The following is a 13,791-nucleotide window of genomic DNA, read 5'->3' as shown; positions in this document are numbered from 1 at the left end:
AAGTGTATGCCAAAACGAGGTCGAACAAAAAGACGGGCCATGAGCCCGTCTTTTCGTGCCGTCCGGCGAGCGCCGATTTTTACAGCGAGTAATACATCTCGTATTCGACCGGATGCGTGGTCATGCGGAACTTGGTCACCTCTTCCATCTTCAGCTCGATATAGGCATCGATGAAGTCGTTGCTGAACACGCCGCCGCGAGTCAGGAACTCGCGATCCTTGTCGAGATGATCGAGCGCCTGATCGAGCGAGGAGCAGACGGTCGGGATCTTCGCATCCTCTTCCGGTGGCAGGTCGTAGAGGTTCTTGTCGGCCGGATCGCCCGGATGGATCTTGTTCTGCACGCCATCGAGGCCCGCCATCATCATCGCCGCGAAGGCGAGATACGGGTTCGCGGTCGGATCCGGGAAGCGCACCTCGATGCGGCGCGCCTTGTCGGACTGCACGAACGGGATGCGGATCGAAGCCGAGCGGTTGCGGGCGGAATAGGCAAGCTTGACCGGCGCTTCGAAACCGGGCACCAGACGCTTGTAGCTGTTGGTGCCGGGGTTGGTGATCGCATTGAGCGCCCGCGCGTGCTTGATGATGCCGCCGATGTAGTAGAGCGCGAACTCGGACAGCCCCGCATAGCCGTTGCCGGCGAAGAGGTTCTTGCCATCCTTCCAGATCGACTGGTGCACGTGCATCCCGGAGCCATTGTCGCCGACGATCGGTTTCGGCATGAAGGTCGCGGTCTTGCCGTAGCTGTGCGCGACGTTATGCACGATGTATTTCAGCAGCTGGGTCCAGTCGGCGCGACGCACCAGCGTATTGAACTTGGTGCCGATCTCGCACTGGCCGGCGGTGGCGACTTCGTGGTGATGCACCTCGACCGGCACGCCGCATTCTTCCAGCGCCAGCACCATCGCGGCGCGGATGTCATTGAGGCTATCGACCGGCGGCACCGGGAAATAGCCGCCTTTGACGGCGGGACGGTGGCCGATGTTGCCTCCTTCGAATTTCTCGGCAGCGGCCCAGGCCGCTTCTTCCGAAAACACCTTGCAATAAGAACCCGACATGTCGACTCTCCACTCGACGCTGTCGAAGATGAAGAACTCGGGCTCGGGGCCGAAATAGGCGGCATCGCCGATGCCGGTGCTCTTCAAATAGGCCTCGGCGCGCTTGGCGAGCGAGCGCGGATCGCGGTCATAGCCCTTGCCATCGGCGGGCTCGACGACGTCGCAGGAGAGCACCAGCGTGGTCTCATCCATGAACGGATCGATATAGGCGGTATCAGGATCGGGCATCAGCAGCATGTCGGAGGCCTGGATGCCTTTCCAGCCGGCGATCGAGCTGCCGTCGAAGGCATGGCCATCTTCGAACTTCTCGATGCCGAAGGCGGAGACCGGCACGCCGACGTGCTGCTCCTTGCCGCGAGTGTCGGTGAAACGGAAATCGACGAACTTGACTTCCTTTTCTTCCACCATCTTGATGACGTCTTGGGGGGTCATGAGAAACGCTCCTGAAAAAAATGATCGAGAAAAAAGCAACGGAAGGGTATAGCACTTAGCGTGCCATGGGGCATCGTTAGCAAGGCATTGTGCCACAAAGGGTTGGCGATCAGACAGCATCGCACCGCGCACCGATTCGGTGCATTCCGATCTTCGGCTGCACCACCTTGGTGCGCAGGATGATCGGTGGACGGACATCCGAGCATGGCGCGACACAGCCATCCGGACGCGCAGCAGACTTATCCAGTGTTTCAGCTATCGTTTTCTGCATCGAGGTGGATCAACACCTCGACGACTTCCGGATGTGCTGCGAGGACCCGTTTTCTTGCGACCTCGCTGATTTCGTGTCCCTCACGCACGCTGATGTCGCCATCGACCTGCAGATGCACATCGACGAACACCCGGTGCGCCATGCGCCGCGTGCGCAGCTCGTGGAGATCCTCGACGCCCGGCGTGGCAAGGAGCGTCTGGCGGATCGCCGCGACCTCCTCGGCCGGCAGGCCCGTGTCGATCAGCTCGCGCATCGCTTCCCAGGCGAAACCCAGGCCCGCCTTGACGATCATTGCGCCCACCACGATCGCCGCCACCGCATCGGCGAACGCAAATCCCAGCAGCGCGCCGCCCACTCCGGCGGCGACCACCAGCGACGAAAGCGCATCGGCGCGCGCATGCCAGGCATTACTGATCAGCATCGGCGAGCGCAAGCGCCGGGCGACCTTGAGCATGTAGCGGAACAGACCTTCCTTGCCGATCAGGGTGATGATCGCCGCCCACATCGCCGCGATGCCCACCGGCGGCAAGGCGCCGAGGTTCTGCAGGCGGCCGGCGGCCGAGAGGAGGATGCCCGCGCCGGTGATCGTCAGGAGCAGGCCGAGCACCAACGAGGCGGCCGTCTCGAAGCGGCCGTGGCCGTAGGGATGCTCCTCGTCGGCGCCCTGCGAACCTTTGTGATTGGCCCAGAGCACGAAGGCATCGGAGACGATGTCCGAGAGCGTGTGCATCGCGTCGGCCACCAGCGCCATCGAGTTGGCAGCAAAACCGATCACCACCTGCATCACGGTCAGCACGACATTGACGACGACGCTCACCCAGGTGATGCGCTGGCCTTCGCGGAAGCGTTCGGGATCGACCGGTCCGTTGGAAGTCGGAATCGAAGTAGCCAAATCGTTATACTCGACGTGTTCTGAACGTTCTGGATTCTACCTTTCATGCAAACCGCCACGATCGACTTCGCGCCCTTCAATGCGCTGTCCGACCGCGACGCACAGACGCGCATCGCCGCCGCGCGTGCCAAGCTCGGAGAGCGCGCCGTGATCCTGTGCCATCACTACCAGCGCGCCGACGTCTATGCCCATGCCGATCTCACCGGCGACTCACTGAAGCTTTCGCGGCTGGCTTCGCAGTCCGACGCCGAATACATCGTCTTCTGCGGCGTGCATTTCATGGCCGAGGTCGCCGACATCCTCTCGCGCCCTGAGCAGATCTCGATCCTGCCGGATCTGGCGGCCGGCTGCTCGATGGCCGACATGGCCAACCGGGCCAAGGTCGAACGCTGCTGGCGTGAGCTTTCTACCGTGCTCGATCCGGATGAGACCGTCACCCCGGTCACCTACATCAACTCCTCGGCCGATCTGAAAGCCTTCTGCGGCGAACACGGCGGTATCGTCTGCACCTCGTCGAACGCGTCGAAAATTCTCGACTGGTCGTTCGCGCGGCGCGAGAAGGTGCTGTTCTTCCCCGACCAGCACTTGGGCCGCTGGAGCGGCCACAAGATGGGCATCCCGCTCGAGCAGATGGTGCTGTGGAACCCCGACCTGCCGATGGGCGGCCTCACCCCAGAAGAGATTCGCGGCGCGAAGATCATCCTCTGGCACGGCTACTGCTCGGTGCATCAGATGTTCCGGCCGCAGAGAATCGAACGCTTCCGCGCCCAGCATCCCGAAGGCAAGGTGATCTCGCATCCGGAATGCTGCTTCGAGGTCTGCGCGGCTTCAGACGTGGTTGGCTCGACGGAAACCATCATTCGCGTCGTCAAGGAGTCACCCGCCGGCACGCGCTGGCTGGTCGGCACCGAATTGAACCTCGTCGAGCGGCTGGCGAAGGAAGTGGCGCCGCAAGGCAAGATCGTGGAGTTCATGGCCGACATGGTCTGCATGTGCTCGACGATGCAGCGCATCGACCCGCAGCATCTGGCCTGGACGCTGGAAAACCTCGCCGCCGGCAACGTCGTCAATCGGATCGAGGTGCCCGAGCACGAAGCGAAGCTCGCCAAGATCGCGCTGGAACGGATGCTCGACGCCTCCTGAAACTCGGCGGCTTCGGGAAGGCACTTACCGCGGCGTCATCGTCTCCGGCATGCGCACCGCGATCACCTGACCCTTCGCGGTGAGCTTGCCGTTGGCGAAGACCTCGATATCGACGACGATCTTTTTCTCCTTCACTTCGACCGGCACGCCGCGCAGCTTGAGCTCCACGCCCAACGGCGTCGGCGCGAGGAAATCCACCTTCAGCGACGCAGTGACGAAACGCAGCGCCGGCAGGCTCCCTGGTTCCCGGCCCGCGGCGCGATAGGCGACGGCCGAGGCCGTGCCGGTGCCGTGGCAGTCGATCAACGAGGCGATCAGTCCGCCATAGACGAAGCCGGGAATCGCCGTGTGATACGGCTGCGGCGTGAAATGCGCGACGGTTTCCCGGCCCTCCTCGGCCCAATGGCTTTTCAGCTGGTGGCCGTGCGGATTGTTCTTGCCGCAGCCGTAGCAATGCGCGAGATCGTCGGGGTAGGCATCCTGGAATGCAAGCGGGGGGTTCATCTGGGCCTCCTGATGGGTTTGGCGAATCATACGTAAAATGATCCGGTGCTTACGATCGCCACCTGGAACATCCACAAAGGCTTCTCACAATTCAACCGCCGCATGGTGGTGCATGAGCTACGCGAGCGGCTGCGCGCGCTCGACGCCGACATCGTCTTCCTCCAGGAGGTGGTGGGCCACCACGAGGGCCACGCCGAACGCTTCGAAGCCTGGCCAGAAGAGCCACAGCACGAATTCCTCGCCGCCGAGGTCTGGGAAAACCGCGTCTATGGCCGCAATGTCGTCTATGACCACGGTCATCACGGCAATGCGATCCTGACGCGCTTCCCGATCCTCGCCTCGCACAACCAGGATGTCACGCGGCTGCGTTTCGAAAAGCGCGGCCTGCTCTACTGCGTCGTCGCGGTGCCGGACCTGCCGGTGCCCTTGCACTGCGTCTGCGCGCACCTATCGCTGTTCGGCCGTTCGCGTCGCCACCAGTACGCTGCGCTCGCCGCTTTCATCGAAGCCAACGTGCCGCCCGATGCCCCGCTCATCATCGCCGGCGACTTCAACGACTGGCGCGGCCGCGCCTGCGAGATACTGGCCCCACGGCTCAATCTGGCCGAAGTGTTCGCCGCCGCCGACCCGGCCACACGGCGGCCGACGCGCAGCTTCCCGGCCGCGCTGCCGATCTTGCGGCTGGACCGCATCTATGTGCGCGGACTGGCCGTCGAAGACTGCGCGGTGCATCACGGCCCCCCTTGGTCGATGCTTTCCGACCACGCCGCGCTGACCGCCCGTCTGTCGTTCCAAGCGACCGCCGGCACGCCGTGAGCGTGGATTTCCTGCCCGGCAACCGCATCACGCTGCTGGAAACCGGCGCCCAATATTTTCCGGCGCTGCTGGCCGCGATCGATGCGGCCCAGCACTCGATCCAGCTCGAAACCTACATCTTCGCCGCCGATACCACCGGCCGCGCCGTCTCCACTGCACTGGCCGCCGCGGCGCAGCGCGGTGTCGCGGTGCGCGTGCTGGTCGATGGCTTCGGCGCGCGTGACTTTCCTGACGGCGTCGGTCGCGAGATCGTCTCCGCCGGCGGCCAGGTCGAAATCTATCGGCCTGAATTGGCGCGGCTCTCCCTGCGGCGTAACCGCCTGCGCCGGCTGCACCGCAAGCTGGCCGTCATCGACGGCCGCCTCGCCTTCGTCGGTGGCATCAACATCATCGACGACGAAGATACGCCGGGGCTCGGGCCGCGCTTCGACTATGCATTACGCATCGAAGGGCCGCTGGTGGCGCCGATCTGCGCGAGCATGCTGCACCTGTGGCGGCTGGTCGACTGGGCGCGCCTTGGGCGCCGGCCGCCCAAGGCGCCGCTGGATCCCTGTGGGCAACCCGCCGCCATCGGCGACGTCGCCGCCGCCTTCGTCGTGCGCGACAACCTGCGCCATCGCCGCGACATCGAGCAAGCCTATCTCGAAGCACTCACCGGCGCGCGGCGCGACGTGCTGATCGCGAACGCCTATTTCCTGCCCGGCCGACGCTTCCGCCACGCGCTGATCGACGCCGCGCGGCGCGGCTGCCATGTGACGGTGCTCCTGCAAGGCCAGGTCGAATACGCGCTGCTGCATTACGCGACGCAGGCGCTCTACGGCCAGCTGCTCGACAATGGCATTCGCATCTTCGAATACCGCAAGGGCTTCTTGCATGCCAAGGTCGGGGCGATCGACGGCGACTGGGCGACGGTCGGTTCCTCGAACATCGACCCGTTCAGCCTGCTGCTCGCCCGCGAAGCCAATGTCATCATCGAGGACGGCCGTTTTACCGACCTCCTGCGCGCCAGCCTCGAGCGGGCGATCCGCGAAGACGCCGTCGAGATCACCGCCGCGGAATTCCGCCGCCGCGGCCGGCTCGCCCGAACCTTGCGCTGGCTGGCCTATGGACTGGTGCGGCTGATGCTCGGCGTCACGCGCTATGGCGGCGAGGATTATCGGGAATAGGCGCGGATACCTGCTTCGGCACCCGTGCCAAAGACCAGTGCTCACGTGCCCAGCGCCAAAACTCGGCGCTGGTGGCGCGGCACAGCGACGCGGGCGGGTTCAAGCCGAGAAAGCGCGCCGCGGCGATCAGCGCGGCAGGCGCATCCCGCGCCTCGATGGGTCGAGCCTTGGTCTGCTTGGAAAGCTTCGCGCCCGTCGCATCGACCGCCACCGGCAGGTGGGCATACTGCGGCGTGGGCAAGCCGAGCAGCCGCTGCAGGAAGATCTGCCGCCCCGTCGAATGGATCAAGTCCGCGCCGCGCACCACGTGATCGACACCCTGATCGGCATCATCGACCACCACCGCGAGCTGGTAGGCAAACAGCCCATCGGCGCGCAACAACACGCAATCGCCCACCTCGCGCGCGAGATCCTGATGCTGCGGCCCCTGCACCAAATCGACGAAGTCGATCGCGCCCGAAACACGCAAGCGCCAGGCGCGCGGTTTCTTGCCCGGCGGCAATCCTTCGCGGCAGGTGCCGGGATACACCGGCGCGCCATCGACACCGGGTGATGCTGCGGCCAACTCCGCCCGCGTGCAACCGCAGGGATAGACGGCCCCCTGGCGCTGCAAGGTTTCCAGCACCTCTCGGTAACGAGCCGTGCGCCGGCTCTGAACCAGCACCTCGCCATCCCACTCGAAACCGAACGCCTCCAAGGTGCGCAAAATCTCCGCCGCATACTCGGGCCGGCAGCGCGGACGGTCGACATCCTCGATGCGCACGAGCCAGGTTCCACCGCGCGCCTTCGCCTCGAGACACGAACCCAGCGCGGCGATCAGCGAGCCGAAATGCAGCGGCCCGGTCGGCGACGGGGCGAAACGGCCGCAGGAAGATGTAGTCACTCGAGTCATGGCGACATTTGCGACGAACGGGTAGTATGCGCATTTTCCACCCAACGAAACGGAGCGCCCGATGGCCACCATTCAGCTGACCTCGCACAACTTCAAGGATGTCATCAACAACAACGACATCGTCATCATCGACTTCTGGGCCGACTGGTGCGCGCCGTGTCGTTCCTTCGCGCCGACCTTCGAGGCCGCCGCGGAGAAATACCCCGAGATCGCCTTCTGCAAGGTCAACACCGAAGAAGAGCGCGAGATGGCCGCCGGCTTCAACATCCGCTCGATCCCGACGCTGATGGTGTTCCGCGACCAGATCATCCTCTACGCCGAAGCCGGCGCCCTGCCGCCGGCCGCGCTCGACCAGCTGATCGAGCAGGTCAAGGCGCTCGACATGGACGCCGTGCGCGCCGAGATCGAAGCCGAGATCGCCGCCGAGGAACAGCAGCAGCGGCAGTGAAACCCGCCGCAAGCTTGCCGCGCTTGCGCGCCCCCTGCCCGTTATGCATAATCCTCTCGCATTCAGGGAGGGGATATGCTCGACTTATCCTGTCGCGTCGCCTTGGCGGCGCTCATGCACGATCTGGGCAAGTTTGCCGAACGCGCGCGGCTTGACGTCCCGCGCGAGCGGCTCGATGCCTTGAAGACGCTCGACTGCCCGCAATGGGACGGTCGTTTCACCCACATCCATGCCGCCTACACCTCGGCCGGCTTTTTCGCCCTCGAACACCTGTTGCCGCGGCGCGAGCTGCAGATGGGCCCACCCTTCGCCAAGCCCGATGTCCTTGATGCCGACGATTCCCTGATCAACGCCGCGGCGCGCCACCATAAGCCGGATACCTTCCTGCAGTGGATCATCGCCACCGCCGATCGCTTGGCCTCCGGTTTCGAGCGCTACAACCAGGCCGAGGATGGGGGGCTTGGCAAGATAGCGGCCCGCTGCAATTGCATCCCCTACGGCGGCGCCGCCGCATTGCTGCTGCAGAAGGACGCGATCGAAATCCGCGCGAAGGCGCAATCGGCGCTGCAAGCTTGTAGTCTCACTGATGCCACGTCACACAGGCCATCTTTACGCCCAAGCTGAGTCCACGGCCATGATGAAAACGGAAACCTTCACCCTGCGTTTCAATACCCCTGCGTTCCTGGGCGACGCCAAGCAAAACGGCCGCTGGCGCACGCCGCCGATCAAGCACGAGCTGCGCCACTGGTGGCGCGTGGCTTATGCCGCCGATCACGGCTATCGCGTGAGCATTGCCGACCTGCGGCGCGAGGAGGGGCTGCTGTTTGGCAATGCCTGGCTGGAAAACGATTTCCGCAAGAGCATGGTCAGGATCCGGCTCGAGCGCTGGGATTCGGGAAAGCTCAAAAGCTGGCAAGGGCTGGAGCAGGCGACAGTGACTCATCCAGAAACGCAAAAAACGGCATACAAGGTGGGCCCGCATGCCTACCTGGGCTACGGCCCTCTAGATGGGCGCGGAAACACAAAATTAAGCAAAAAGGTGCATGCCGCCCTACAGGCAGACGAACAGGCGCAGATTGCGTTTGCCTATCCGACCACGCATGCAGAGCCAGAACTGGAGCGCCTTCTGGAAACAAATGTGCCGCGTATCGAACGATCCCTCCATCTGATGCACCGCTTTGGCACGCTCGGCGGCCGCTCGCGCAACGGCTGGGGTTCCTACGAGCTGCTCCCTTCTTCTGGTGAGAGAGGGGCCGGGGATGAGGGCCTACCGCTACGCCTCTGGCGCGACTGCCTCGAGCTCGACTGGCCCCACGCCATCGGCAAAGACGAGAAGGGCGCGCTCATCTGGGAAACCGCGCCGCACGACGATTGGAAGGCGCTGATGCGGACTCTGGCGATCGTCAAGATCGGGCTTCGAACGCAGTTCCGGTTCGAAGACAAGCAACTGGACGACAAGCGCGATAATCCCAATGGCATTGAGCATGGCAAGCCTCAAGACCGCCACTGGCTGGCCTATCCTGTGACCCATCATGCTGTAAAACCATGGGACAAAGAACGGCGGGGTAATGAGACGTTCTCCCTGAATCTGCGCCTGCCCAACCAGATGCGCTTCAAGGTCCGCCGCACCGAGGATGGCAAGCTCAAAGGCGTGATCTTCCACATGCCCCACCTGCCGCCGTTGGCGTTCGGCCCAGATCGCGCGGCGATCGAAAGGCTGTGGAAGTGCGTGCACCAGTTTCTCGATGCGCTGACGCAAACGCCCGCACAGCGAAGTTACTGCGCCAACGCCGACCGTGAGGCTCTGGCCAAACAGAAGGCTCAGCTCGACGGCGTGAAGCTATCCCGGAGTAAGGCATGACTGACGACATCCTCTGGCAAACCAAACTCGCCGCGCGGCTGCATGATCCGGCGGAGAAGGCGCTGGTGCTGCTGCGCGACCCCGCCGGACACGAAAACGGCACCTCGCGCGCGCTCAAGCGTCTGCTCGGCCTCGATCAACCCCCAGAAACCATCGATCCGGACAATGACGAAGCACTCTCCACGGTGCTCTTCAAGAAGGGTCTGCCGCTTTCCATTTACCGCCATGTCCAGCGCGCCGATTGGTGGGCCGCGGCGGCCGACCGCCCGCAGTGGCCGATGCAGGAAATCACCGTCACCACGAAAACGGGCGAACAGCAGACGCTCAAGATCGCCGACTGGGCGCAGGTGCGCTGGACGAAACAGCCGGTGCTGATCCATCCCCTCACTGGCGCCCAGTTCGACCTGAGGAAGAACGGCGGTCTGGCCGACAGCGATCTTGCGGACATCAAGCAGCGCAGCTTCGATCACTCCTCGCGCCTGCTCGTGTCGCTCGGCGCAAAGGAAGAGGCGGCGCTAGACCTGCGCAAGGTGTTGCTCGCCTTCTGGCGCTTTGGCCCCGAGATCGGCGAAGAAGCGGACAACGGCAAGCTTGGCGCGCTATGGCCGCTGCTACCCGCCGACACGCGCGTGCCGGATCACTCGATCTGGGATCATCTCGATCTCACCTCGGCCTTCGCGGGCGCGTTTGCCGCCGATCCCAACGGCGAGGCGGCGCTCCTGGCGCTCTCGATCGGTCCGGTGCAGCCCTTCATCGCCGCGGCGCGCAAGATGGACGATCTGTGGGCCGGCTCGCATTTGCTCTCGCGTTTGAGCTGGGAGGCCATGCGACCGGTGTGCGAAGAGCTCGGGCCGGATGCGATCCTCTTTCCCCGTTTGCGAGGCATTCCCCAGGTGGACCTGTGGCTGCGCGATCAGATGGGTTTGCCTGACGAGCTGTTCGCGCAGTGCGAATGGATGCGCGCAGGCACCGACGCCAGCCCGCTTTTCTCCGCGGCGCTCCCCAACCGCTTCGTCGCCGTGGTGCCGGCGAGCCAAGCGCGGGCGATTGCCGAAAAGGTCACGGAAGCGGTGCGCGGCTGGCTCAAAAGACTCGGCGACGATGTGGTCTCGCGCCTGCTTCATGAGGCCGGCTTCGATGTCGAAACCACCTGCACGCCCTACGAGCAGATGAAAGAACAGCTTGCCGGTTTCCCCGAAGCGTACTGGGCTGTAGTGCCCTTCTCGCTCATTCGCGCGCGCGATCCAGCCAAGCAAACCAATCTCGACACAAGCGGCCTTTCCGCCGCGATGGCGCCTTTCTTTGGCGTGGAGTCGGGGCAGCCTTGCGGCTTTCTCGCCACGCCGGCCTGGCAGGCACTGCAGAAGGAAATCGACTGGGGCGATGGCACCACCTTCTTCGCGCCCAACCCAGGCGTGCTCTATCCTGCGGTCTATGACCTGGCCGAGCGGGTGCTGGCGGCGGCCAAGGCGGCACGCACCTTCGATCGGCTCGAACAGGTGGGATGGCGCGAATCGCTCACGGGCGAAGCCGAATGGCTCGCCACCGACCGCAGCCAACTCACCCTGCCTCCAGGCCAGCGGCAAGACACGCTCTGGACGCGCATCGCCGCGAGGAAACCCTCTTGGGCGAAGAAAGGCGAACACCTCGGCGCGCTCTCGGCGATCAAGCGGCTGTGGCCGACCATCTTCGCCGAAGAGGTGGGCAAGGCGCTGGCGGCGGGCGAGCGCGGCGAGAAGAAGGAGATCGGCCGTTTCGTCGTCTCCACCCACACGATGGCGCTCGCCCACCAGCTCGACCAGTGGTTGGAGAAAGGCGGCTTCACCGCCGCTGGCGCCGCAGAAGCCCTGAAAGGGGCCGAGCCGGTGGCGCTACCCCGCCGCCTCGCGCGGCGCCATGCCAAGAACCCCGCGCTCGCGGATGCCAAGCGCCTGCCGGGGCTGCTCGAAGCGGCGCGCGAGGCGGAGGATGACGGCACGGCCTTGAAAAAGGCGCAGGAACAGGTCAAGAAAAGCCTGGGTGCGGTATGTGGCAAGGACGAAGTCCGTCTGGAAACCTACTTCGCGCTTTTCATGATGGACGGCGACCGCATGGGCGCGATCCTCTCGGGTGACGAAAACACGGGCACCGCCATTGCCTATCGGAAAAGCTTCCATCCGCAGGTGCAAAAGGGCTTCGACGCGCATGCTGCCAAACAGCCGCTTATTCGCCAGTACGGAGAGCAAAAACGCCCGATCTCACCTAACCGCCATCTGGCCATATCGTGCGCGTTGAACGACTTCTCCCAGACCGTCGTGCGCCATGTGGTCGAGGAGGAATTCCTCGGCCGGGTGATCTACGCCGGCGGCGACGACGTGCTCGCGATGCTGCCGGTGGCGGATCTGCTTCCCTGCATGGAGCGGCTGCGCCATGCTTACAGCGGCACGGTGCCGGAAGACGAGAACGTTGACTGGGGCGAGCTGCGCAAACGCGGCACGCTGGTGTGTAAGAGCGGGTTTGCCTACCTCAACGGGCAGCTGATGCGCATGATGGGGCCCAATGCCACGGCCTCCACGGGCGCAGTCATTGCCCACCACCAGGCGCCGCTTGCCGCCGTGCTGCGGGAACTTCGCGCCGCGGAACAACGCGCGAAAAAAGAAGGCGGGCGTGACGCGTTCTCCATCACCGTCATCAAGCGCTCGGGCGGGGCGCTCACTCTCACCGCCCGCTGGGGTGAGCCGGTGAAATGCCTGCAAGAGACGATCCGCTATCTGGCCGCGCCCGAGACCTCGCGCCGGGCGGTGTATCACAGCCTGCAGTGGCTGACCGACCTGCCGGACCCCAAGACGAATCCCGAGATGCTGGTGGATCTGCTTGCCTACCAGCTCGCGCGGCAGTCGGGCGGCGCGACCAAAAAGAACGCGCCGCGGCTCGCCCAACGGCTCACCGCCCTTGCCGTAGCACAGAACGATGCCAAGCGCTGGCTGGCCAATTTTCTCGGCGTGGCCGAATTCCTCGCCCGCGAGACGCGCGCTTTTGGCCAGCCGTTCGAGGCAACTTCAGTGGAGAATGCCGCATGAGCCAGACCGTTTTTCTCGACCCGCTCGATGTGCTTTTCCTGCGCGGCAACAAGCTCTTCGGCGATCCGGGCAGCTTTGGCGAATCGCTCGTGCCGCCCTGGCCGTCGGCGGCGGCCGGCGCGCTGCGCAGCCGCCTGCTCGCCGATGCGGGCATCGACCTTGCCGCATTTGCGCGCGGCGAGGTTTCGCACCCGCAGCTGGGCACGCCCCAGCGACCCGGGACATTCACTGTCACGGCCTTTCAGCTTGCGCGTCGTTTCGCCGACGGGCGGGTCGAAGCACTTCATGCGCCACCGGCGGACCTGGTGATCGTTGATGGGCAAGAAAAGGCCGGGAAACCCACGGTGACGGTCCGAAACCTTGCGCCCACGCGCCTTGCCCAAGGGCTTGCCAGCTCCGCGCCGCTGCCGCTCGTGCCGGTGCTCGCGGAAAGCCAGCGGCAAAAGCCGGCCTCCGGCTATTGGCTCACCGAGGCGGGCTGGCGCAAGTACCTGGCAGGGCACATCCCGGAAGCTGACGAACTCGTCAGATCGTCCGACCTGTGGGCGCTCGATCTGCGCGTGGGGGTGGGACTCGATGAAGCCACGCGCAGCGCCGCCGAAGGCAGGCTCTTTTCCGTGCAGGCCGTGGCCCTGCGCCAGCGGCACCATCCCGACCCGCGCGGCGCAGCCTTTGATACCGGCTTTCTCGCCACGGTCGCGGGCGCCACGCTGCCGCAAACGGGCCCGGTGCGGTTGGGAGGTGATGGACGCGCCGCCGCGATCACCGGGGCGGACTGGCAGGCGCCCGAACCCTATTACGACGACATCGTGCGCGCGCGCCGCTGTCGCCTGGTGCTCACCACGCCGGGCATCTTCGGCTCCCCTCTCCCGCCGGGAGAGGGCCCAGGGGTGAGGGCGGGCTGGCTGCCCATCGGCGCCGATGCCAGTCAGCGCCGCGAAGATGGCGCCATCCGCTTCGATCTGCACGGCGTTGCCGGCTGGATCGTCTCGGCGGCCGTGCCGCGCTTCGAGGTCGTCTCCGGCTGGGATCTCTCCCAATGGCAACCCAAGCCCGCCCAACGCGCCGCCCCGACCGGCAGCGTTTGGTGGCTCGAGCTCGACGAGGGCATGACCGCCGAGGCGCTTCGCAAGCTTGTGGAACGCGGTTTGTGGCAGGAACGCGATTACGATGCCAACCCACGCCGCGCCGAAGGCTTCAACCGCGTTGCAATCGCCCGCGGGACTTGACCCCAGATTGTCCATTGAGAT

12 protein-coding genes are annotated in these 13,791 nt (G+C 64.9%); 8 read left to right on the top strand and 4 right to left on the bottom strand.

Annotated elements, in window-relative coordinates; translation table 11 throughout:
* Positions 1-79: 79 nt before the first annotated feature.
* The gene (gene glnA / locus EL335_RS00965) at positions 80-1,489 is read right to left on the bottom strand and encodes a type I glutamate--ammonia ligase (RefSeq protein ID WP_126443821.1); all 1,410 of its coding nucleotides are present in this window, start codon (positions 1,487-1,489) and stop codon (positions 80-82) included.
* Positions 1,490-1,740: 251 nt separating this feature from the next.
* On the bottom strand, positions 1,741-2,652 hold the full coding sequence (locus EL335_RS00960; RefSeq protein WP_126443820.1) for a cation diffusion facilitator family transporter: 912 nt from the start codon (positions 2,650-2,652) through the stop codon (positions 1,741-1,743).
* A gap of 45 nt (positions 2,653-2,697) precedes the next feature.
* Between EL335_RS00960 and nadA the strand changes: the two genes are divergently transcribed.
* The gene (nadA, locus tag EL335_RS00955) at positions 2,698-3,795 is read left to right on the top strand and encodes a quinolinate synthase NadA (protein WP_126443819.1); all 1,098 of its coding nucleotides are present in this window, start codon (positions 2,698-2,700) and stop codon (positions 3,793-3,795) included.
* Between the two features lie 24 nt (positions 3,796-3,819).
* Here the strand turns inward: nadA and EL335_RS00950 are convergent, their stop codons facing one another.
* Entirely contained in the window at positions 3,820-4,299 is a 480-nt protein-coding gene (locus EL335_RS00950; RefSeq protein ID WP_126443818.1) for a PaaI family thioesterase, read from the bottom strand.
* A gap of 45 nt (positions 4,300-4,344) precedes the next feature.
* On the opposite strand from EL335_RS00950, the gene EL335_RS00945 reads away from it, so the two are divergent.
* Both EL335_RS00945 and clsB read left to right on the top strand, forming a co-directional pair.
* The gene (locus EL335_RS00945) at positions 4,345-5,115 is read left to right on the top strand and encodes an endonuclease/exonuclease/phosphatase family protein (protein WP_284155391.1); all 771 of its coding nucleotides are present in this window, start codon (positions 4,345-4,347) and stop codon (positions 5,113-5,115) included.
* A 2-nt stretch (positions 5,116-5,117) separates the two neighbouring features.
* Entirely contained in the window at positions 5,118-6,281 is a 1,164-nt protein-coding gene (gene clsB / locus EL335_RS00940; RefSeq protein WP_126447572.1) for a cardiolipin synthase ClsB, read from the top strand.
* Here the strand turns inward: clsB and gluQRS are convergent.
* A complete protein-coding gene (gluQRS, locus tag EL335_RS00935; RefSeq protein WP_126443817.1) occupies positions 6,247-7,173 on the bottom strand; it encodes a tRNA glutamyl-Q(34) synthetase GluQRS in 927 nt (308 codons plus the stop codon). The genes clsB and gluQRS overlap by 35 nt on opposite strands.
* Before the next feature lie 61 nt (positions 7,174-7,234).
* Between gluQRS and trxA the strand changes: the two genes are divergently transcribed.
* The 5 genes from trxA to EL335_RS00910 all read left to right on the top strand — a co-directional run bounded on the left by trxA (position 7,235) and on the right by EL335_RS00910 (position 13,770).
* Entirely contained in the window at positions 7,235-7,621 is a 387-nt protein-coding gene (gene trxA, locus EL335_RS00930) for a thioredoxin (RefSeq protein ID WP_126443816.1), read from the top strand.
* 75 nt (positions 7,622-7,696) lie between these two features.
* Positions 7,697-8,245, top strand: a complete 549-nt coding sequence (locus tag EL335_RS00925; RefSeq protein ID WP_126443815.1) for a hypothetical protein — start codon at positions 7,697-7,699, stop codon at positions 8,243-8,245.
* Between the two features lie 10 nt (positions 8,246-8,255).
* Positions 8,256-9,482: an RAMP superfamily CRISPR-associated protein gene (locus EL335_RS00920; RefSeq protein WP_126443814.1), complete on the top strand. Its 1,227-nt coding sequence runs from the start codon at positions 8,256-8,258 to the stop codon at positions 9,480-9,482.
* Positions 9,479-12,541 carry a type III-B CRISPR-associated protein Cas10/Cmr2 gene (gene cas10, locus EL335_RS00915; RefSeq protein WP_126443813.1) on the top strand — a complete coding sequence of 1,021 codons (3,063 nt, stop codon included), beginning with the start codon at positions 9,479-9,481 and terminating at the stop codon, positions 12,539-12,541. Before EL335_RS00920 ends, cas10 begins: the two co-directional genes overlap by 4 nt.
* A complete protein-coding gene (locus tag EL335_RS00910; protein ID WP_126443812.1) occupies positions 12,538-13,770 on the top strand; it encodes a type III-B CRISPR module-associated Cmr3 family protein in 1,233 nt (410 codons plus the stop codon). Before cas10 ends, EL335_RS00910 begins: the two co-directional genes overlap by 4 nt.
* The last annotated feature ends 21 nt before the right edge of the window (positions 13,771-13,791 follow it).

It is taken from the genome of Sulfuricystis multivorans (assembly GCF_003966565.1).
In the GTDB taxonomy this organism is placed as follows: domain Bacteria; phylum Pseudomonadota; class Gammaproteobacteria; order Burkholderiales; family Rhodocyclaceae; genus Sulfuricystis; species Sulfuricystis multivorans.
The sequence above is the reverse complement of the archived record's forward strand: the minus strand, read 5'-3'. Positions and strand labels throughout refer to the sequence as shown.